Below are 19,964 nucleotides of genomic sequence, written 5' to 3' on the forward strand. Positions count from 1 at the left end.
TCAAAAACCGCCTGAAGGGCGTCGGATCACATAACGTTCCGTCCCCCGAATGAGCGCATCCGGTCTATTACAGTGCTGGACCAGGAGCCGCTGACCGGGGGAGGCACGTCGTGACCACCACAGCCGCGGCCGTGTGGGGCCGCACCGAACAGCAGGACTTCCGGTCGCGCGTCCGCGGCTGTCTGCTCGGCGGCGCGGTCGGCGACGCCCTCGGCGCCGCGGCGGCCGGCCGCGGCCTCGCGGCACTGCGCGAGGCCCACGGCCCCGAGGGCCTGACCGACCTGGCACCCGCCTACGGCCGCCGTGGCGCCGTCACCGCCGCCACCCAGATGTCCCTGTTCACCGTGGACGGCCTCATCCGCGCCCAGGTCCGCCGCGACACCGGCGCCTGGCACCCGCCCACCGACGTCCACCGGGCCCATCTGCGCTGGGCGGCCACCCAGCGCGACTGGGGCCCCGACGAGCGGCGGGCGGACCTCGGCTGGCTGGCCCGCCAGGAGTGGCTGTACGCACGCCGGGACCCGGCCCGGGCCTGTCTCACGGGCTTCGGCGACGAGATCCTGGGCACCCCGGACCGGCCCAAGAACCCGCAGGCCGCCGACAGCGGCGCCCTGGTCCGCTCGGCGCCCTTCGGGCTGCTCGTCGGCTGGGAGCCCCAGCTGGTCTGCCAGCTCGCGGTCGAGTGCGCGGCGCAGACGCACGGCGATCCCGCCGCGTACCTCGCGGCCGGCGCGCTCGCGGTCGTCGTGCACGGCCTGGCCCGCGGCGGCGGCATCGAGGCCGCCGTCCGCGTCGCCGTCGAGCAGCTCACCCCGCGCCCGGGCCACGAGCCGGTGACCGGGGCCCTGGACGCCGCGCTCGCCGCCGTACGGCAGGGAGTGCCGGACGCGGAACGGGTGACGGCGCTCGGGGCGGCCGAGGACCGGGCCGAGGGACAGCTGGCGGCCGCCCTGTACTGCGCCCTGGTCGCCGAGGACATCCGGCACGGGCTGCGCCTCGCGGTCAACCACGACGGCCCGTCGGCGGCGACCGGCGCGCTCACCGGGGCGCTGCTCGGCGCCCTGCACGGCGAGACGGCCCTCCCGCCGGCCTGGGTTGCCGAACTGGAGGGCCGTTCCACGGTGCTGGAGCTGGCGGACGACTTCGCGATGGAGATGACCCAGGGGGCCGCGCTGCACGGCCCCGCGGATCTGGCGTCGGGCTGGCTGAGCCGCTACCCGAGGGGCTGAGCGGCGCGACGACGAGGGCGGAACGCGCAGAATCCGTGAACCTCTTCGCATCCAGGCGATTTCCGTCACGGACACCGGAACCCGGTGTTCGCTGACGAGCGCCGGGTGCGCATGGACGGAGGTCCCGGAACAACGCTCAGCGCATCAGCTCGCCCGCGTTGACGAGCAGCGACTGGCCCGTGATCGCCCGCGCCCGGTCCGAGGCGAGGAAGGCCGCCGCCTCCGCCACGTCGCCGTCCGTCGCGAGCTCGGGCAGCGCCATCCGCTCCGTCAGCCGGGCCAGCACCCGCTCTTCCGGCACCTGCTCGGTGTGCGCCGTGAACTGCACGTACGCCTGCACCGGCGGCCCCCACATCCAGCCGGGCAGCACCGTGTTGACCCGGATCCGGTACGGGCCGAGCTCGCGCGCCAGCGAGTACATCGCCGACGTCAGCGCTCCCTTCGACGCCGCGTACGCCGCCTGGCGCACCTGCGAGGGCGCGGCGACCGCCGACTGGGTGCCGATCAGGACGACCGAACCGCCCCGCTCCTTCAGCGCCGGCAGGCAGGCCCGGGTCATCCGCAGCGTGCCGAGCAGGTTCACGTCGAGCACGCCCTGCCAGGTCGCGAAGTCCGCGTCCTCCAGACCGCCGAAGTACGAGTCCCAGGCCGCCACGTGGACCACCGCGTCGATCCCGCCGAAGCGCTCCACCGCGAGCGCGGCCAGCGCCTCGCACTGCGCCTCGTCCGTGATGTCCGTGGCCCGGAAGGCGGTCCTCGTCCCGTCCGGGTCGACCTCGGCCGCCGACTTCGCCAGATTGGCCTCGGTGCGTGCCCCGAGGACCGCCCGGCCCCCGTCCCGCACCACCGTCTCGGCGATCCGGTGGCCGAGCCCTGCGCCCACGCCCGACACGACGACCGTCTTCCCGTGGAGCAGCCCCTGGAATGCCATCCGACGCCTCCCTGACCCTGGCCATTGATCTGACGGGCCGTCAGAGTAGGGCCGGGTCAACCACAAGGGAAGGGGAACGAGCATGAGCGAGGAGACGAGGAGCGACACCTACGCGGAGCTGGCCGCGGTCGGCCCGTACGGCACGCGTCCCGGTCACGCCCTGATCACCATGGTGGAACCGCACCCGGGCCACGAGTACGCCTACAACCGCTGGTACGAGGACGACCACTACTACGCCGGGGCCATGGCCATGCCCTGGATGTTCGCCGGCCGCCGCTGGGTCGCCACCCGCGACCTCCAGGAGCTGCGCGCCCCGGAGAAGTCCGCCGTCGCCCAGCCGGTCACCGCCGGCTGCTACCTCTCCACGTACTGGATCACCGACGGCCGCTACGACGACCACATGAAGTGGACCGTCGCCATCAACAAGCGGCTCAACCGCGACGCCCGGGTCTACCACGACCGGACGCACGTCTTCACGTCCTTCCAGGACCACGAGGTGACCGTCTACCGCGACGGGGCCGCCGGGCCCCGGGACCTCCACGCGCTCGACCACCCCTACGCGGGCCTGGTCCTCCAGGTCGTCGACGCCGAGGGCCCGGGCGCGCGGGCGGCGCTCGTCGAGCGGCTGCGCTCGCGCGAACTCCCGCGGCGGCTCGCCGGCTCGCCCGCGGCGATGGTGACGCTCTTCCGGCCCACGCCGCTGCCCGGCGACCGGATGACCTACGTGAAGCAGGTCGAGGGCGTCGACACGCGCCTCACCCTGCTGTGGTTCCTGGAGTGCGACCCGCGCGAGTGCTGGGCGGCGCACTTCGCCGACCTGGAGACGGCGGCGGGGGAGTGGGGCGGGAAGCTCGAACTGGCGGCGCCCTTCGTCCCGACGGTGCCCGGTACGGACCGCTACGTGGACGAGCTGCGCTGAGGCCCGTACGCGGGGCTGTGCGCGGGCAAGGCCGAGCCCCCTCGGCCAGGACGGCGGACCGGTCGAGAGGGCTCATTCCTTGACGCGGCGGGAAACGCGCGCGGGGTCACAGGACCCCGGCGCTCACCTCGCCCACGAACGTGTTCCACGTGCCCGGTCCGAAAGAGAGGGAAGGGCCCTCGGGAGCCTTCGAGTCCCGCACCGCGATCGCGTTCACGACCGGCGACTTGACCTCGACGCAGGCGCCGTTGCCACCGGAATACGAGGACTTCGTCCAGCTGTCCGTGCCGCCCTGAATAATCGCCATTGTTCTCTGCTCCGGTTTTCTCGAGTGCTGGGTGCTGCCAGTAGGAGTCACGCCAACGTTGCTGTGCTCTGGCGTGATCGACGCTAGCGCCCGGCCCCGTCGTGTGGCACCGGCGTTCACCCGACCGGATGGCATATTCCAAGTGGCCTTCCGCCGGAGCGAGTCGGGGGTGTACCGTACCGGCCTCTTCCCCCGCGCCCCGGCCGAATGTCGGCATTCAGCCCGCGACGCCCCTATTTTCCGGCGGCGTACTGCTTCGCAATCTCCGTCACGAACTCCCGGGTGTCCTCGACATTCAGCGCCTGGGCCCGCAGGTGCTCGTACATCACGCTGTACTTCGCGACGTCCTGCGCCTTCTCCAGATAGAGGTCGCTCGTCACGCCCTCGATGTAGACCACGGAGGAGTCGGAAGTGTCCGGGAATTCCAAAATCGCGTAATGCCCGCTGATGCCCGGGTGCGCGCCCATGTGGAACGGCAGCACCTGAACGGTCACGTGCGGCAGGTGCGACTGCTCGATCAGGTGCTCCAACTGCTCCACCATCAGCTGCCGGTTGCCGACCAGCCGGCGCAGCGCGCCCTCGTCGATGACCGCCCACAGCCGCAGCGGACGCTCGTCGTCCTTGATGCGGTCCTGGCGGCGGGTGCGGACCGTGACCCGCTTGTCGATGTCGGCCGGAGTCGACTCGGGCAGCGCGCCGGCGATCACGGCCTCCGCGTAGCCGTGGGTCTGCAGCAGTCCCGGGATGATCTGCGGCTCGTAGACGCGCAGGCTCTCCGCGTCCGTCTCCAGACCGATGTAGACGCTGTACGGGATGTCGCCGAAGGCGTGCCACCAGCCCTGCTGGCGCGAGTCCTTGGCCATCTGCATGAGCGAGTCGACCACGCGGTCGTCCTCGACCTCGTACACCCCGCACAGGTCACGGACGTCACGCTGGCTGATCGAGCGCCGGCCGTTCTCGAGACGGCTGATCTTGGACTGGGAGACGAGCAGGCGGTCGGCCACCTGCTCGGCCGTCATGCCCTTCGCCTCCCGGAGCCGACGCAGCTCCTGGCCCAATCGGCGTCGCCTGACGGTGGGGTTGACATTGGACGCCACGGAAACTGCACCTCCGGCTGTCTGCTGCGTAGCTGTGAGTATCTACCGCTTGGCAGACTGCCACCAAAGGTGTGGTGTGCGCTGGGAAATGACCACAACGCGACGTGTGCGGGCGGGCCGTGAGGACGGCCCGCCCGCACACGGAGGCGGTCACATGGCGGCGCGCGCCATGGTGCCGCGGCGCGGCTGGGACGGCACCCCGCCGGCCGTGGCGCTCCGACGGGGCTGGGCGCCCACGCCGTTCTGGACGTCCATCACGGCGTGCGCCACGAGACCGCCCATGGGGTCGTGCCGGATCAGATCGCGCAGCCGGGACCGCGACGACCGTCCTTCGTTGCCCGGGTACAGGTGCTTGCCGAGACCGACCGCGTGGGCCAGCGCGGCGAGCGCCGCGGTCCGCGGGTCCGGCGGTACGCCGGTGCGGATCGCACTGTCCAGCCGGGCCCTGATCTCCCGGCTGATGGCCGTGTCCGTCGCCTGGTAGCGAGTCGTCGGCAGCACCCCGCACATCTGGCCCTCCACGGCATGGACCATGCCGCAGCGCTCCAGATGCGAGAGATACGTCTGGCGCAGCCCCAGTCGGGGCCCGCCGATCCAGTGGACGGCCCGGACCGGACTGCCGCGCCTGCGCAGCAGTTCCAGTGCGGAGTCCAGAGTCGGATCTCCGGTCGGCCGTGGCATCACCACGGCGATACGATCCCCGTCAGGGGCTATCCGTCCTGCCAGAGCCAGCTCCACTAGCTGTGCTCCGGCCAGGCCGAGGTCGAGCGACTGCGGCTGCGCTGTGGTACCCGTGGCCGGGTCCAGAGCGAGCAGCAGAAGCTCCTCCGGAATAGTTCTGCGGCTCCTGCCCATCCATGCCTCCCCGCGTGGATGAATGACAGGGTGACCCCTCTCACATTCATCTGTCGAGAGTGCCTGGGTGGTTCGTACGGGAACCGGCAGGTATGTCGTTCTCGTCTAGCACGGGGGCCAAGGGGTTCACACAGGACACTGGTAGATGGTTCGGACGTACGCATGAGCGATGGAGGAGGCACGGTGGCGGGCGAGTCCCCCGACAAGGCGGAGCAGCGGGAGAGCGCGGTCGGCGGCGACGGCAAGGACCCGCGACTGTCCGTCCTCCGGGACCGGGTCGACGAGCCGACGGCCGTCTTCCGGGCCCTGGCACCGCGGACGGCGCCGGAGGACGAGCCCGGGGAGCCGGCGGAGCCGGCGCCCGTACGGGCCGCTGAGCAGTCGGAGTCCTCGGCGCCTTCGGAGACGGAGTCGCCGTCGGCCGAGTCTTCCGTGACGGAGGACGCGTCCGAGACGGAGCCGGTTGCGGAGGAGACCGAGGCGCGGGCCGAGACGGCGCCGGAGTCCGAGACGGAGCCGGAGGCTCCCGAGGCGGAGTCCCGGGTGCGGGCGGACGCCGAGCCGGCCGACGCCGAGGCCCAGCCGACCGCTGACGCCGTGGCGGACGTCGACACGAAGGCCACCGCCGAGGCGGACGACGAGGCCAAGGCCGAGGCCGACGTGACGGACGAGACCAAGGCCAAGGCCGAGGCCGACGTGACGGACGAGACCAAGGCCGATGCCGAGGCCGACGCGACGGACCAGGCCGCTGCCGCCGCCGAGTCCGCGGCTCCGGCCGAGTCGTGGTTCGCCGCGCGCAAGCCCGCCGCGCCCCGGGCGGAGGAGGAGCCGGAGGCTGCGGCCGACGACGAGCCGAAGCCCGAGGAGCCGTCGGTGAAGCGGCCCGAGGAGCCCAAGGCGGCCCGGCCCGCGGCCGGGCCGGTCGATCAGCCGACCGCGGTCTTCAAGGCGTTCAAGCCCGCCGAGGAGCCGAAGGCCCGGGCCGAGGCCGAGTCGCAGTCCGGGCTCGGGGCCGGGCCCGAGGCCGAGAGCGAGGCCGGGACGACGGCGGCGGAGACGCCGAAGTCCCAGCCCGTCGACCAGCCGACGACCGCGCTCAAGCTGCCGCCGTCCCTGTTCCGGCCGCTCCAGGGCGACATCACCCAGGAGCAGCCCAAGCCGCAGTCGAAGCCGCAGCAGCAGCCCACGCCCACGTCGGCGCCCGCGCCCGCCGCGGCCCCCGCCGCCGCGCCCGCGCCCGCCGCGGCGCAGGCGGAGGCTCCCGTACCGCCGTCGCTCGCCGAGGCGGAGCGGACCAGGCAGCAGCCGATGCCGCCCCGCCCGCCGCTGGAGATCCTGGCGGAGCTGACCAACACGCCGCCGCCCGCGCCGACGCCGCTGCGCACCACCGTCCGCCGGCTGAAGATCTGGACCCCGCTGGTGGTCCTGCTCCTCGTCGTCTTTGCGGTCGTACAGTTCGTGCGCCCGCTGCCGGACCCCAGGCTGGTGCTCTCCGCGTCGCCCACGTACACCTTCGAGGGCGGCCCGCTGCAGATGCCGTGGCCGAACGAGGGCCAGGGCGCCGCCGAGGTCGAGGGCGTGGGTTCGCTCGGCACGTACGGGCCGCAGAAGCCCGCGCCGATCGCGAGCGTCGCCAAGACCATGACGGCGTACGTGATCCTCCGCGACCACCCCATCAAGGGGAACGGCAACGGCCCGGAGATCGAGGTCGACAAGACCGCGGGCGAGCAGGCGAAGGCGAAGGACGAGTCGACGGCCCCCATCAAGGAGGGCCAGACCTACTCGGAGAAGGAGCTGCTCCAGCTCCTCATGATCCCGTCGGGCAACAACGTGGCCCGGCTGCTCGCCCGCTGGGACGCCGGTTCCGAGGCCGCGTTCGTCGAGAAGATGAACGCCGCCGCCAAGGAGCTCGGCATGACCGGCTCGACGTACACGGACCCGTCCGGTCTCCAGGCGACCACCGTGTCGACGCCGCTCGACCAGCTGAAGCTGGCGAAGGCGGTCATGCAGTACGACGTGTTCCGCGAGATCGTGGACATGCCGAACGTGACGGTCGACGGCATCCCCGGCCAGATCGAGAACAACAACAACATCCTGCTCCAGCCGGGTGTGGCCGGCATCAAGACGGGTTCGTCGACCCCGGCCGGCGGCAACCTGCTGTGGTCGGCGTACACGGTCGTCGACGGCCAGAAGCGCCGCATCCTCGGCATCGTCATGGGAGCCAAGGACGCCCCGCAGCTGTGGCAGAAGCTGGAGCTGGCGATCCAGAACAGCCTCAAGCTCATCCAGAAGGCGCAGCAGGACGTCACCTCCGCCGCGGTGGTGAAGAAGGGCCAGGTCGTCGGCTACGTGGACGACGGGCTCGGCGGCCGTACGCCGGTCGTGTCCACCAAGGACCTCAAGGCGGTCGGCTGGCCGGGCCTGAAGGTGGACCTGCGGCTCGGCGACGGCGGGAAGAAGCCCCCGCACGCCGCCAAGGCCGGGGACGTCGTCGGCGAGGTGTCGATCGGCACCGGCACCGGTGAGGTCAGCGCGCCGGTGGCCCTGAAGGACGACCTGGTGGAGCCCGGCTTCGGCGAGAAGCTGACCCGACTGGGCTGATCGGACGGGCGCCCGGGAGCTCCCCGGGCGCCCTCCTGTTAGCGTTCCCCCGGGGAACGAGAAGAAGGGCAGCACGGGAAAGGGCCGCATTGAGCACCGCCGAGGGGACCCGTGAGGCCGGAGGCCAACCCGACGTGTCTTCACCTTCGCGAATAGAACTCCCGGGGCAGCGGCCGGCACCCGACCGGCCCACCGCCACCACCGACGGCGCCTCCCGGGGCGCCGACGGCGCGGGCGCCGCCCCGCGCCGCCGCAAACGGCGCTACCCCGTCCTGGTCGCCACCGCGGTGGCCGCCCTCACCCACGTCCTGTGGTTCTTCTTCTTCGCCAACAGCGGCGGGGACCTGGCGGCGCAGGACGCATGGGCCGAGTTCGTCGGCCGGCACCCGGACTCGGCGTACAACCTCGCCTGGTACGGCGGGATGCACCCGGTCTCGTACAGCGTCGTCTCCCCGTACGTCATGTCCGTGCTCGGCGTCCGTACGACGATGATGATCGCCGGCACGCTCTCGGCCGCCCTGACCGCGCTGATCCTGGTGCGGGTGCGGGCGGTGCGCAATCCGATGGCGTGCGCGCTCGCCGGTGTCTTCGCCTTCCTGTGCAACGCGCTGTCGGGGCGCGTCACCTTCGGCCTCGGCATGATGTTCGCGCTCGGTTCGGTCGCGGCGGTCTTCTGCTGGCCGCACCGCTGGCGCTACCACCGCTGGGCGAAGGCGGCCGTGGCAGCGCCGCTCGCCGCGCTGGCGACCGCGTGCAGCCCGGTCGCCGGACTGTTCCTGGGCGTGGTCGCGGCGGCGCTCTTCCTCAACAAGCGGCGCCCCGGCGCATACGCGGTCGGGCTCGCGCCGGTCGCGGTCGTGGCGCTCTCGGCCTGGCTGTTCCCGTTCTCCGGTACGCAGCCGATGTCGCTGGCGTCGACGAGCCTGCCGTTCCTGTTCGGCGTCCTCGTCCTCGTCCTCGTCCCGAAGGACTGGCGGACGGTGCGGACGGCGGCGGCCGTGTACGCGGCGGGCACGCTGCTCACCTGGCTCGTCGACTCCCAGATCGGCTCGAACGTCTCCCGCCTGGTGATGCTCTTCGCCGGTGTGGTGCTGCTCGCGGCCCTGCCGTACGCGCGGCCGCGCTCGCGCCGCTGGTACGCGATCGTGCTGGCCTTCGCCGGGCTGAACGCGTGGATCGGCTTCAAGGGCGTCGACGACGTCATCCGCACCGCCCCGGACGCGTCCTGGGCCCGCGAGGTGGCGCCGCTGATCAACCAGCTCCAGGAGCGGGGCGCCGAGCAGGCCCGGGTGGAGGTCGTGCCGGCCTCCAGCCACCGCGAGTCCTCCGCGCTCGCCCCGTACATCAACCTGGCGCGCGGCTGGAACCGGCAGGCCGACATCGAGCGCAACCCGCTCTTCTACGACGACACCCTCAACGCGGTGAACTACCACGACTGGCTCGGCCGCTGGGCCGTGCGCTACGTGGTCCTGCCGACCGGCGCGCCCGACTCGGGCGCCGAGGCCGAGGCCGAGCTGGTCGACGGCGGGCTGCCGTACCTGAAGCAGGTGTGGTCCGACGCCAACTGGCGGCTGTACGAGGTCACCGACCCCACACCGCTCGCCGACCCGCCGGCACGGGTCCAGCGCGCCGAGGCCAACGAGGTCGTGCTGCAGCTCGACCGGCCCGCGCGCGTCAGGATCCGGGTGCCCTACTCGCCGTGGCTCGCGCTCGTCGACGAGAACGGCGGCAAGATCGAGCCGCCGCAGGAGACGGAGGCGTCGAAGGAGGCCCGCGAGGCCTCCGAGACCGAGATCCCGAAGGTGTTCGCCAACGAGGAGGGCTGCCTCCTGAAGGCCGAGCCGGACGCGGAGGGCGACGAGTGGACCGAACTCCTCGCCCCGAAGGCCGGCACCTACCGTCTCGCCGCGCCCTACAAGCTCTTCCCGCGCGGCACGACCTGCCCGGAGGAACTCCGCTGACCTCCCCCGCTAGGCCGTTTCTTTCGGATCAGGGCCGGATAGGCCGCGGCGTCTGGTGCATGGGGTCTCCCCAGGCCCGCCAGGGCCGAGGGGAAGCATCGCAAGGCGCCGGAGTGTCGCGATAGCGGAGCTATCGGGGCGCTCTGGCAACGCGGCGAGGTGCCGTGCCAGGCGTCGCGGACCCGGCCAAGATCCGGAAGAGACGGCCTAGCCCCGGCGGGGTCACCCGTACGGGGTGCGGGGCGGCCGGTGACGGCCGGGCGGCGCCCCGTCGGGCATAGGCTCCTTGCGGACAGCACGTACGTGACGAGGTCGGCGGTGGCAGTGGGCGACATGGTGGTGGACGCACGATCGGGTGCGGACGACAAGGAGGACAGGGAGAACACCGGCAACCGGGAGAACCCCGGCGCGGCGGCCCCGAAGCGGCGCCGCCCGTTCTGGGTGGAGCTCCCGTTCCTCGTCGTCATCGCGCTGGTCCTCGCCTTCCTGATCAAGACCTTCCTGCTCCAGGCGTTCCTGATCCCCTCGGGCTCCATGCAGAACACCCTGCAGGAGGACGACCGGGTCCTGGTCGACAAGCTCACCCCGTGGTTCGGCTCGGAGCCCGCCCGGGGCGAGGTCGTGGTCTTCCGCGACCCCGCCGACTGGCTGTCGAACCTGCCGACGGAGGAGCCCAACGCGGCGCAGCGGTTCATGGGCTTCATCGGCCTGATGCCGGCGGTCGGGGAGAAGCACCTGATCAAGCGGGTCATCGGCGTCGCGGGCGACACCGTCGAGTGCAAGGGCGACGGCCCCCTGAAGGTGAACGGCAAGCCGCTCGCCGAGCCGTACGTCTACCCCGGCAACACGGCCTGCAGCCCCGACCCGGCCGGCCAGTTCAAGGTCACCGTCCCGGCCGGCCACCTCTGGGTGATGGGCGACCACCGCCAGGCCTCACTGGACTCCCGCTACCACCGCGACGACCCGCACGGCGGCATGGTCCCCGAGGCGGACGTGGTGGGCCGCGCGGTGGTCGTCGCCTGGCCGGTGCCCCACTGGTCCACCCTCCCGGTCCCGGAGACCTTCGACCAGCCGGGCCTCGGCGCCGCCCGCTGACGACGCCTCAGGCGGAACGCGGAGGCGTCAGTGTCACCGGCCAGCGCGTCTTGTCGGTGTACTTGCTCAGCCGCTTGTCGATCTCGGTCGCCCACTCGCCGCCCTTGGCGAGGACGCCCAGGTCGTGCACGTCGGTGGCCTTCGCGGCGGCGTCCCTGCGCTCGACCACCCACTCGTACACGCGCTCCAGGAACGCGGCGTCGAGGAGGGAGATGTCGAGGCCGGCCACGGCCTTGCCCTGCGGGCGGGACGACCTGAGCGCGAACGCGGTGGCCGCCCTCGCCAGGTGGAAGCGGACGTTCGACCGGTCGTACGCACCGCTCAGGCCGGCCACCGAGGGGAGGAAGTCGTCGATCGCGCGCATCACGAGGACGCTGCGGAGGTACGCCTCCAGGGGAGTCGTGTTCTTGAAGACCCGCTCGTACTTCCCGCGCACGAGGGAGGACGGCGCGCCCCGGGCGATGTGCGGCTGCTGGAGCAGGATCGCCCCTACGGCCTGGGCGAGTTCGAGGACCTCGACGATCTGGGTGCGCGGCTTTCCGAGGTTCTTGTAGTGGTTCCGCTTCCGCTCGTAGTAGAAGCCCTGGCGCTGGAAGTACTCCTCGATGCTGCGCTGGAAGGGGTCCCCGGACCGGAGCGAGGCCGCCGAGACGCGGTTCTGGCTGTTCGTGGCCTTGATGACCTGCGCGGTGATGGCCTCGTCCCTGGTCTCGACGACGCGCACGAGGATCTGCCGCATCCGCCCCTCGGGACGGGTGCCCACGCTCTCCGGCGACGGCCGGTGCGGGCGGAAGTACTCGTGGACGTTCCGGGACGTCTGGAAGCCGTTGACGATCTGCGGATCCTCGATGTGCAGCATCTTCCCCGAGGGCTGCACCCGCTTGCCGATCACGGTGACCCCGTTGTTGAGCCACCAGAAGTCGGCGTCGGCGTCGTCCCCCTGCCGCAGGGACTCCGCGATGCCGCGGTTGATCACCGTGGCGCCCTCGTAGCCGCGGACGTTCTCCTCGAAGATCTCGTCCCGCAGGCGGCCGTTCTCGTCGGTGATGAAGCTGTTGTAGTCCTCGAGGCGCACCAGGGAGACGAATCCGCCCTTCTCGGGCGACATGGGGCTCTCCGACAGCCGGAGCGTCAGCGTGTTCGACTTCCGCTGCCGCGCCAGGGTGTTCAGGTCACCCGCCCCGATGAGGTCCACGGCGACCTTGGCGTCCGGAAAGAGCTCCGCGATGCTCTTCTCGAGACGGGCGGCCTTGCGTTTCACCTTCGTGTGCGGAATCTCCGATGACCGCGTCACGTACCGAATGCTGATGGACAGCGCCGGAAAACGGCTGGAGGCGGCCAGATAGATGTCCCGGAACGAGTCGAACCGCTCCAGGAGTCGCGGATTGAATTCCTCCTCGAGACCGTCCGGCCTGTCGAGCCGGAGCAGTACCGGAAGATGGTCGATTAAGAGCTGGAGCGGAATCTCCTTGAATCCGCTCTCGTCCTTCGTCTGGATGATCTCGAGCTCGAGCTGCGGCGTGTTCGTGCCGTGGGTGGCCTCGGACGCGTCCTCGACGATCTGCCCGTCGACGAACAGGTAGACGGCGTCGATCCCCCCGTCGTTGGTGCCGTCGGTGATTCCGTCCTCGATCTGCCGCGAGGAGAGGCCTTTGTGCCGGAGAACGGTGTCCGTGGAACTGATCAGGAAGTAATCCTGGTCGGAGATGTCCGGATACGTTTCGGCCTTGCTCTGCTTCAGCCGCTCCGTCAGGAGCATCACCTCGTTGGAAACGGGCTGCGCAGCTTTGGACATGAAAAGCCTCCCCTGTGACTCGACCGACGAATATACCCGTCGGCCGTCGGTCGCACAGGGAAAAAGGGGGCACTGACGCAATCAGGGGCTCTTCCGTCCGCTGGACGGAAGAGCCCCTGATCTGTGTTCCCCGGTGCCCCCGGCAGGATTCGAACCTGCGACACCCGCTTTAGGAGTTCGGTCGGGGCGTCGTCCGTGGGGGCGGACCGCTGCTCGCGTCTGCCCTGCGGAGCCGTCGTGGACTGCTGTCATCCACCGTCGTTGATGTCAGGTGTGGACGTCGGCGGTCGCCGTTCCGCGAACGGCCGCTGGTAGTCAGAGGCCTCCGCGACCGGGGGATAGTCCCTGCTGAACACCACGTAGACGGGGTGCTCGGGGTCGCCGACCTCCAGGAGCTGGAAGAGGTCCAGGTCGTGGTTCGCGTACCGATGCAGGTACTGGATGAAGAGCTTCAGCTCGTCGTCCGATAGCCGCTCGTCGTGCTGCTCGTTGTGCATGTCGCCCCCGGCTACCGGTTGATCGGAATCTCGTAGACGATCTCGCACAGGGTTGCGGGGACGACGATGTCCGCCGTCTCGACAGGCCGCCCCTGGTCGCTGTAGTACGTCCGCCGGATGTGCGTGACGAGCGCGGCCTTCTGGATCCCGAGAAGCGACGCCTCCTCGGCGGTGGCCTGCCGCGGCTCGGGCTGCTCGACGGCATGGCTGACGATGACGCCGATTTCAGCCATCCGGTTCACGACGCCGGCCCCGGCATGCGGCCCGCCCTCGGGAAGGATGACAAGGGTGCCGCCAGTGAGGTCGTACGGCTCCCAACTCGTCGACAGCTGCACGGGCCGACCGTCGGCGAGGAACTCGTACACGGTGCGGACGCACAGGGCCCCTTCGGCGATGCCGAGCCGAGCCGCGATCTCTGCGGGCGCCGGCACCTTGGCGTCGGTCCGGCTCTCCCAGCCGCCATTTCTGCCCACGGCCTTCATGTCCGCGCGGAACGGCGACCCGTCGGGCTGCTCACGTGCCGCGGAGCGAACCATCCGCACGCGCTGCCGGGGCTCGGCCACGTAGGTTCCGGAGCCGGCCCGCCCCTCCAACACGCCCTGGGAGATCAGGAGCTCTTGGGCCCGACGGACGACGTTCTCGCCTACTCCGCACTCCTGGCCGATCTGTGCCCGAGAGGGCAGCCGGTCTCCAGGTGTCCACTCGTGCTCCGCGATCCGCCGCCGCAGTTCGTCGGCGATGCGGAGGTAGGGCGGCTGCTCAGGCATATGGAAAATCTAGTCCACTAGCTCTAATCTAGTTAACTAGCTTCACTGAAAGTGATCGCCGGTGACGGAGGCTGTCCTGTGCCTGCTCCAGAAGTAAGCGCGGAGGCCATCGCCGGCCGGCTGTCAGCCGTCGGGCTCACCACGCGCACGCAGGAGCACGCCCGACACACATCGATCGAAGCGGAGGTACCGGAAGCCCTCCCTGCCGAGACATGGCGGGAGGTCCTGGAAGTCATGGCGAAGGCAGACCGGTTCGGACTCCTCGCCACCAGCCTGGGCGGCCGCACCCTGTGGGCCGTCGTACGCAAAGCGGTCCCCGCGACGGGCGATGTCCGGGGACCTGGCCACCAGCGTTAGGAGCTGATCAGCGTGCTCAACCGTATCCGCCGCGCCATCGCGCGCACCAGAGAGCGGTACTCCCGAACACCTCGCCCTCAACCGGCCTTACGGTCCGCCTGCCTGTTCCGTACGGGCACCATTCGGGGCGAGGAGACCATCTTGGTCCGCCCGTACGTCCCGGCCGTCGAGGACCTCCTGGCGCCGACGGAGGTCTTCTGATGGCGCCTACGAAAGCCACCCCGTACCGCTCGACCCCCTGCCGCATCGGCACGCACTACGAGTGCGCCCACTCCTCCCCGACAGTGGCCCCGGTCGGCATCCCGGTCATCTACGAGGCGTGTGCCTGCCCGTGTCACGAGCCGGCCGTGCAGCCCGCCCCGACGGAGGCGACGGCGTGATGACCCGGACCCTCGATGGCGCCGTGGCTGGCCCCGTCGAGATTACCTCGACCAACGTGCAGCGCGGCGACGTCATCCAGATCGGCGGCCATCCCTGCCGCGTCGCCGACCTCCGCCAACTGCCCCGCGGCGCCAGGCGTCTTCTCTTCGAGACGGGCGAGCAGCTGACCATGCACCCCCGAACCCGACTCGTCGCCCTCCGAGTCCTCAGAAGGTGGTGATCCGGCCCGTGCCTTCCCTACGCGACACCATCGCCGAAGACCTCCGCGCTCAGATCGCCACCGGCCAACTGAAGCCCGGCGAACGCCTCGCCTCGGAACCTCAACTGGCCGCCCGCTACAAGGTCAGCACGGCAACCCTCCGCAACGCCCTCGCCCTCCTCCAGGCCGAGGGCGTGATCGAAAAGCACCACGGCAAGGGCAACTACGTCCGCCGAGCCCTGAGCCGGCTGACGTACGAGGGCGGCGTCCTTACGCCCACCCTCCACGTGACCGTCCGCACAACTCAACTCCGCGCCGAGGGCCTGCTGGCCATCCTGCTCAAGGTCCCCTCACGCACTCCGCTGACGGAATTCCTCTGCATCGGCCACGAGGGCGAGTCCCCGCACAGCCTGGCCCGCATCTACATCCCTCGGGACCTCGCCGCGGCCGAGCCGCCTTGGTGCCGCCAGCGGCCGGCGGAAGTCCAGGACAGGGTCACTGCGCGCCTCCCGACCCCGGCGGAAGCCGCAACCCTCCGCATCACCCCGACCCTGGCCGTCCTCGCCATCACCCGTGTCTCGACCGGCCCCACCGGCCGCGTCATCGAGGCGGCCCGCCTGGTCCTCCCCGGCGACCGCGCCGAAGCCCTCTTCACCGCCCACCACACGACCCAGGAAGGAGGTGCAGAGGGATGACGGCCCACAACGGCCTCCGCCTCCTCCCGTGGACAACCCCCGACGGCAACCCCTGCTACCTGAGCACCGACGACACAACAGCCACCTGTCCCCTGGCTGACAGCACTGAAGCGACGCAACTCCACCTGGCTGCCAACCTCGTGTCGCACGCGCTGGAAGTGCTCCACCGTGAGGAGATGGATCCGGAGGAACTTCGAAACTTGTCCGCAGAGCTGGTCGGAGCCCTACGGGATGCACTCCGTGTAGCGACAAGCCGGGGCCAACGCCTGTCGCCCCCGCTGCCCTACGCTCAGGGAGGCGACGACAAGCCGCGATTGCCAGCAGCGGCCTTCGGATAGCGGCAGCGCACCAGAACGACAGAGCAGCCTCGGCTTACGTCCGGGGCTGCTCTGCTCTTCTGGTAGTGCCCTGAGCCTGCTTGATCCGCGACTACTCGTACACGGTCGCCGCTCGGAGCGCTCGGGCGAAGAAGCGCCAGTCACCGTTGGCTGGCAGCTCCAGGCCGGTGTTGTTGTACCAGCCGTCAGCGTCGTCAATCCACGCCGCCAAGGCATCCAGGAACCCTGCAAGGTCCGCGTTGTCCCACGACTCACCGCGGTCGACATAACTGCGCTGCAGAGATCTGACGAAGGACGCCAGATCCTCCCTGCTGTCGACGTGATCAGGAGAAGCGGTCATGCTTGGCACCCTATTTGGCGCCGCATCTCGCAGCGCAGCCCGAGCCCTCCCGGCACGAACCAGGGGCCTTTGCGCCGGCGGATCTACTGCTCGTTGCTTCGCTCCAGGACCAAACCGACAGAACCGTCCTCCAAGCCGTTGCCGTCTTCGAGGTGCAGGTGCGCTCCGTCGGGTACACCGTCGCCGGCCAGGACGAGCAGGTGTGCGGCCAGCGACCTGAGGCCCGCGGCATTCGCCTCGATGACAACCTCGCCCCCGAGGTTCCGCACCTCGATCCGTGAGTTCGCATCCCACGTGAAGACGAGTGCAGCACCATCCGTTGCCGTGACGTGGGTGCTCTCAATTGGGGCATAGATGGGTTCGGAAGTCATGGAGACCATGATGCCGCGCACGGCACACGGCTCCGGAGGGCGCGTGCGTCCAAGGCGTCTTAGCAGGTCAGGAGCCGGATGGCCGCCTACTTGGGTGCGCTGGTCCACGAATGGGCCGCGGCTTGTCTGCCGCCTGGTGTGGAGCAAGCCTCCACTGGTAGCGGCAGCGTGGAGACGCAATCGAGGCCTGTGCCAGGTGCGCAAACCCGGGCCAAACGGTCTGGTCGGAGTCGGATACTGGATCGCCGAAGGAAGCTGGGTGGACTCACGCTGATCATGGCGTGAGCTGGCGTCCTGGTCACGCCTGGAACCGCAGTTGGTTGGCTGATTCTTTGCTCACACCGCTTGCGTTGGCTTCGTTTGTTGCGAATACTTCACTTAGGTCTATGGAAGGGAGAGGCTGCGATGGCCACTGCTGCACAAGGGCGCAAGCTAGAGCCAGGAGTCATCAAGGCCCAGGATGCGGAGCGAGCGCTGCGCCGCCTGAACAGCTACCTGGAGCACACTGAGGGGGCTAGCGACGACATCCGGGTGCACCTGGAGGCCGGCGCACAAGGGGAGGCTTTGGTGCTCCCTCGACCTGTCGCTGAGATGTTCGCTGCTCTGCTTGCAGCACTCGCCAGCGGCAAGGGTGTGCGGGTCATGCCCGTCGACGCGGAGCTCACAACGCAACAAGCGGCTGATGTGCTCGATGTTTCTCGCCCCTACCTCATCGGTCTGCTTGACGATGAGAAGATCCCCTACCGCCGAGTAGGACGTCATCGGCGCATCCGCTTCGAGGACCTCATGCGCTACAAGCGTGAGGATGATCAGCGCAGGCATGATGCAGCCAACAGGCTGGCGCAGCTTGGACAGGAACTAGGGCTGGACTGATCAATGGCTTTCGTCGTTGTGTACGACGCCTGCGTGCTCTACCCGAACGTGGTGAGGGACCTGCTGATACGCGTGGCGCTCGGTGGCATGGTGCAGGCCAAGTGGTCTGATCAGATCTTGGACGAGATGGTTCGCGCTCTCCACGAGCAGCGAGGCACTGATCTCGACAAGCTGGAACGCCTGAGGGAGCTCATGAATGATTCGATTCGTGATGTTCGCGTCACAGGTCATGAGTCGCTCATGGAAGGTCTGAAGCTCCCTGACGCAGGGGACAGGCATGTTCTGGCTGCTGCGATCAAAGCGCAAGCTCAGGTGATTGTGACCGACAACCGAAAGCACTTCCCGGCTGCAGCCCTCACGCCATGGGACATCGAGGCGAAGTCGGCGGACTCGTTCCTGCTTGATTTGCTCGGCCTGGACGACCGCATCGTCTATGCCTGTGTGCAGCAGATCGCGGAGTCGCGCCGGAACCCCCCAGAATCGGTGGATGACGTGCTGGAGCAGATGGAGCGATCTGGGTTGCGGCGGACGGCGGCCGCGCTGCGGCTCGGACCTGGCACGATCTCCCAAATGGAGGACTGAACCTCGAACGAGACTCTCCGGGCGCGCACCTCGCCGCTAACTGGCTTGGCGGGGTGCGCACCGGGAGTTGCGGCGCCCCAGCTGCGGGTTCTCGTTCGGCCACGGATGCCATCAACTCAAGAGGCTGCAGGCTCGTATGCGTTGCCTACTCTTGATCACGCCTAACGGACGACTCGGCTCTGACGCTCTGTACTCCGAGGGCTAGACGATGTGCAGTCGCTCGGTGTTCCCATCCACTCCGCGTAGCAGGAGGTGGGCGCCCTGCTGCTTCTGCGACTCCAGGTAGGCATAGATCTGCACGGCGCGGTTGATCACGTCAGCCTTGGAGAGCCCCGTGATCTCGGTCAGGTCGGCGATAGCCTCGACGGCGGGCGGAACGAACGTCACCGAGTAGCGCTCGCTGGATGCACGCTGAGGTTCACTCCCAGCATCAGGCATCTTGTCCTCCCCTTGGGAGCGGCGCATCACATATGCGTGAAATCTGGTGCTTGGACGCACCACCAGGGATACTATCCTCGCAGCCGAGTCATGTCGCGCTGTACAACCTCGGCCGGCTTAGTCGCATCACTGAGTCACCTGTTGAGGTAGGGCCGGATCCGTGTGGGACAAACGGGGGATGGCCCGAGTGAGAAGGTCCTCCTCCCTTGGGGCCCGATGTGGCCTCCTGGGTCCGAGTAGCAGTAGCAGCCAGAGGCAATCCCGTCTCTAAGGCAAAAAATGCAAATTCAAGGCAATGGCACCGCCGAGAACGACAATCAGCCGAGCACCTCGGCCCACGTCACGTTTTCGACGCTCCCTGACGGCCCCGCGCTCGCCGTGGGGGTGCCGGCGGAGCACTCGCAAACACTGATGCGGGTCATCGCGGCTGGAACTGGGATCGGGGGGTCGACTTTCGCCCCCTATCTCATGGCGCGTGGATTGCACCAGGTGTCGCCGGGGATGCCGTGGCAGCTCCAGGCCGGTCTCATCCTTCTGTCCGCCCTGCTGCCGCTGGCGTACTTTCTCCTCAGCAAGCACCGAAGCTGAGATCGCAATTGCTCTGAGTTGATAGGGCTCTGAGCGGCGGCGTCCTCTATCAGTCGATCGGGGGCGCCGCTTTTTGCGTAAACCGTGACCACTCCTGTGTACCCCTCCAACTCCCATCCCGTCTGCCGTCGGCCCACACGTATGTGGAGCGGGCCCGGTGCCGTGTCTGCTCGGCTTGTCCTGGGTCGATGGCAGACGGGATGGGAGTTCCCTACCGCCACATCCCACCGGCCAGCACCCGCGCACGGCGCCCCCTCCATCCCGGAGACTGAGGCCCCCGCCGGAGGCATGTCGGTGACAGACAGAACCACGGGCCGTTGGGGCTCGACTCATGCCCTTGGGCCTATCCCGTCTTGCAGGGGCGGGCGTCGGCGCAGCGCGCGCGGAGCGGGCCGAAGGCAGGAGCGTCGCGCGGAGCAGAGCCGGGAAGCCCGCCCGGCGGAGCGGTAGCGCAGCCGGGTGCTTGATGAAGTAGGGAAACTCTTACCGCAGTGGTCCTGTGGGGCTCACAGGGCGATCGGGCGGTAGGTCAAAGCCTTGTCCACGACCTGCTCGGCGGTCAGCTCGGTGGGGTTCCAGAAGATGTAGTCGCTGATGTGCGGGCAGACCAGGCCGTTCTCAAGGGCCTCCAGCATCTCGTCCTGCTCTGCCTCGCTGATTCCCTCGGCCGTCATGAGGCGTTGCACCAGGGAGATGGCTTCCTCGCGGCTCATCATCACCGGTTCCACGCCTACCGCTGTGCGGCCGG

The 19,964-nt window shown here is 69.6% G+C and carries 23 protein-coding genes; 12 read left to right on the forward strand and 11 right to left on the reverse strand.

Annotated features, from left to right (window positions below; genetic code table 11):
• Positions 1–110: 110 nt before the first annotated feature.
• Positions 111–1,229, forward strand: a complete 1,119-nt coding sequence (locus tag ACFVGS_RS06990) for an ADP-ribosylglycohydrolase family protein (protein WP_385691200.1) — start codon at positions 111–113, stop codon at positions 1,227–1,229.
• Between the two features lie 136 nt (positions 1,230–1,365).
• Here ACFVGS_RS06990 and ACFVGS_RS06995 read toward each other — a convergent pair whose 3' ends face one another.
• Positions 1,366–2,160, reverse strand: a complete 795-nt coding sequence (locus tag ACFVGS_RS06995) for an SDR family oxidoreductase (RefSeq protein WP_384421802.1) — start codon at positions 2,158–2,160, stop codon at positions 1,366–1,368.
• Positions 2,161–2,242: 82 nt separating this feature from the next.
• Between ACFVGS_RS06995 and ACFVGS_RS07000 the strand changes: the two genes are divergently transcribed.
• Positions 2,243–3,079: a hypothetical protein gene (locus tag ACFVGS_RS07000; RefSeq protein WP_385691203.1), complete on the forward strand. Its 837-nt coding sequence runs from the start codon at positions 2,243–2,245 to the stop codon at positions 3,077–3,079.
• A 106-nt stretch (positions 3,080–3,185) separates the two neighbouring features.
• On the opposite strand, the gene ACFVGS_RS07005 is transcribed toward ACFVGS_RS07000, so the two are convergent.
• From ACFVGS_RS07005 to ACFVGS_RS07015, 3 genes are all read right to left on the reverse strand, one after another.
• A complete protein-coding gene (locus ACFVGS_RS07005) occupies positions 3,186–3,386 on the reverse strand; it encodes a DUF397 domain-containing protein (protein ID WP_384421805.1) in 201 nt (66 codons plus the stop codon).
• Positions 3,387–3,619: 233 nt separating this feature from the next.
• Positions 3,620–4,483, reverse strand: a complete 864-nt coding sequence (locus tag ACFVGS_RS07010; protein ID WP_384421807.1) for a helix-turn-helix domain-containing protein — start codon at positions 4,481–4,483, stop codon at positions 3,620–3,622.
• Positions 4,484–4,633: 150 nt separating this feature from the next.
• On the reverse strand, positions 4,634–5,338 hold the full coding sequence (locus ACFVGS_RS07015) for a GPP34 family phosphoprotein (protein WP_356074051.1): 705 nt from the start codon (positions 5,336–5,338) through the stop codon (positions 4,634–4,636).
• A 162-nt stretch (positions 5,339–5,500) separates the two neighbouring features.
• On the opposite strand from ACFVGS_RS07015, the gene ACFVGS_RS07020 reads away from it, so the two are divergent.
• The 3 genes from ACFVGS_RS07020 (at position 5,501) to lepB (ending at position 10,995) form a co-directional block, all read left to right on the forward strand.
• Positions 5,501–7,939 (forward strand): D-alanyl-D-alanine carboxypeptidase, encoded by a 2,439-nt coding sequence (locus ACFVGS_RS07020; RefSeq protein WP_385691206.1) that lies wholly within the window; start codon positions 5,501–5,503, stop codon positions 7,937–7,939.
• A gap of 89 nt (positions 7,940–8,028) precedes the next feature.
• Positions 8,029–9,900, forward strand: a complete 1,872-nt coding sequence (locus ACFVGS_RS07025; protein ID WP_385691212.1) for an MFS transporter — start codon at positions 8,029–8,031, stop codon at positions 9,898–9,900.
• Positions 9,901–10,233: 333 nt separating this feature from the next.
• Positions 10,234–10,995 carry a signal peptidase I gene (lepB, locus tag ACFVGS_RS07030; protein ID WP_385691505.1) on the forward strand — a complete coding sequence of 254 codons (762 nt, stop codon included), beginning with the start codon at positions 10,234–10,236 and terminating at the stop codon, positions 10,993–10,995.
• A gap of 7 nt (positions 10,996–11,002) precedes the next feature.
• On the opposite strand, the gene ACFVGS_RS07035 is transcribed toward lepB, so the two are convergent.
• From ACFVGS_RS07035 to ACFVGS_RS07045, 3 genes are all read right to left on the reverse strand, one after another.
• Positions 11,003–12,790 (reverse strand): AIPR family protein, encoded by a 1,788-nt coding sequence (locus tag ACFVGS_RS07035; RefSeq protein ID WP_385691213.1) that lies wholly within the window; start codon positions 12,788–12,790, stop codon positions 11,003–11,005.
• Positions 12,791–13,038: 248 nt separating this feature from the next.
• Positions 13,039–13,287, reverse strand: coding sequence for a hypothetical protein (locus ACFVGS_RS07040; RefSeq protein ID WP_385691216.1), 249 nt, complete (start codon positions 13,285–13,287; stop codon positions 13,039–13,041).
• 11 nt (positions 13,288–13,298) lie between these two features.
• The gene (locus tag ACFVGS_RS07045) at positions 13,299–14,054 is read right to left on the reverse strand and encodes a GntR family transcriptional regulator (RefSeq protein WP_385691218.1); all 756 of its coding nucleotides are present in this window, start codon (positions 14,052–14,054) and stop codon (positions 13,299–13,301) included.
• A gap of 78 nt (positions 14,055–14,132) precedes the next feature.
• Between ACFVGS_RS07045 and ACFVGS_RS07050 the strand changes: the two genes are divergently transcribed.
• The 4 genes from ACFVGS_RS07050 (at position 14,133) to ACFVGS_RS07065 (ending at position 15,686) form a co-directional block, all read left to right on the forward strand.
• Positions 14,133–14,411, forward strand: coding sequence for a hypothetical protein (locus tag ACFVGS_RS07050; protein ID WP_385691508.1), 279 nt, complete (start codon positions 14,133–14,135; stop codon positions 14,409–14,411).
• Between the two features lie 200 nt (positions 14,412–14,611).
• Complete coding sequence (locus ACFVGS_RS07055; RefSeq protein ID WP_385691221.1) at positions 14,612–14,791, forward strand: hypothetical protein; 180 nt, start codon at positions 14,612–14,614, stop codon at positions 14,789–14,791.
• Entirely contained in the window at positions 14,791–15,012 is a 222-nt protein-coding gene (locus tag ACFVGS_RS07060) for a hypothetical protein (RefSeq protein WP_385691222.1), read from the forward strand. The genes ACFVGS_RS07055 and ACFVGS_RS07060 overlap by 1 nt, the downstream gene beginning before the upstream one ends.
• Before the next feature lie 8 nt (positions 15,013–15,020).
• Positions 15,021–15,686, forward strand: a complete 666-nt coding sequence (locus ACFVGS_RS07065) for a GntR family transcriptional regulator (RefSeq protein WP_385691225.1) — start codon at positions 15,021–15,023, stop codon at positions 15,684–15,686.
• A gap of 429 nt (positions 15,687–16,115) precedes the next feature.
• On the opposite strand, the gene ACFVGS_RS07070 is transcribed toward ACFVGS_RS07065, so the two are convergent.
• Entirely contained in the window at positions 16,116–16,364 is a 249-nt protein-coding gene (locus ACFVGS_RS07070) for a hypothetical protein (protein ID WP_385691227.1), read from the reverse strand.
• An 83-nt stretch (positions 16,365–16,447) separates the two neighbouring features.
• The gene (locus ACFVGS_RS07075) at positions 16,448–16,735 is read right to left on the reverse strand and encodes a hypothetical protein (protein ID WP_385691230.1); all 288 of its coding nucleotides are present in this window, start codon (positions 16,733–16,735) and stop codon (positions 16,448–16,450) included.
• Between the two features lie 405 nt (positions 16,736–17,140).
• Here ACFVGS_RS07075 and ACFVGS_RS07080 point away from each other — a divergent pair, with 405 nt between their 5' ends.
• Positions 17,141–17,608: an excisionase family DNA-binding protein gene (locus ACFVGS_RS07080; protein ID WP_385691232.1), complete on the forward strand. Its 468-nt coding sequence runs from the start codon at positions 17,141–17,143 to the stop codon at positions 17,606–17,608.
• A 3-nt stretch (positions 17,609–17,611) separates the two neighbouring features.
• Positions 17,612–18,190 (forward strand): PIN domain-containing protein, encoded by a 579-nt coding sequence (locus ACFVGS_RS07085; RefSeq protein WP_385691235.1) that lies wholly within the window; start codon positions 17,612–17,614, stop codon positions 18,188–18,190.
• Between the two features lie 201 nt (positions 18,191–18,391).
• On the opposite strand, the gene ACFVGS_RS07090 is transcribed toward ACFVGS_RS07085, so the two are convergent.
• Positions 18,392–18,577 carry a hypothetical protein gene (locus ACFVGS_RS07090; RefSeq protein ID WP_385691238.1) on the reverse strand — a complete coding sequence of 62 codons (186 nt, stop codon included), beginning with the start codon at positions 18,575–18,577 and terminating at the stop codon, positions 18,392–18,394.
• A 330-nt stretch (positions 18,578–18,907) separates the two neighbouring features.
• Between ACFVGS_RS07090 and ACFVGS_RS07095 the strand changes: the two genes are divergently transcribed.
• Entirely contained in the window at positions 18,908–19,216 is a 309-nt protein-coding gene (locus ACFVGS_RS07095) for a hypothetical protein (protein WP_385691241.1), read from the forward strand.
• 506 nt (positions 19,217–19,722) lie between these two features.
• Here ACFVGS_RS07095 and ACFVGS_RS07100 read toward each other — a convergent pair.
• Positions 19,723–19,929: an e9imm peptide gene (locus ACFVGS_RS07100; RefSeq protein WP_385691243.1), complete on the reverse strand. Its 207-nt coding sequence runs from the start codon at positions 19,927–19,929 to the stop codon at positions 19,723–19,725.
• Between the last annotated feature and the right edge of the window lie 35 nt (positions 19,930–19,964).

Origin of the sequence: Streptomyces sp. NPDC127114 (genome assembly GCF_042677525.1) — a bacterium.
Classification (GTDB): domain Bacteria; phylum Actinomycetota; class Actinomycetes; order Streptomycetales; family Streptomycetaceae; genus Streptomyces.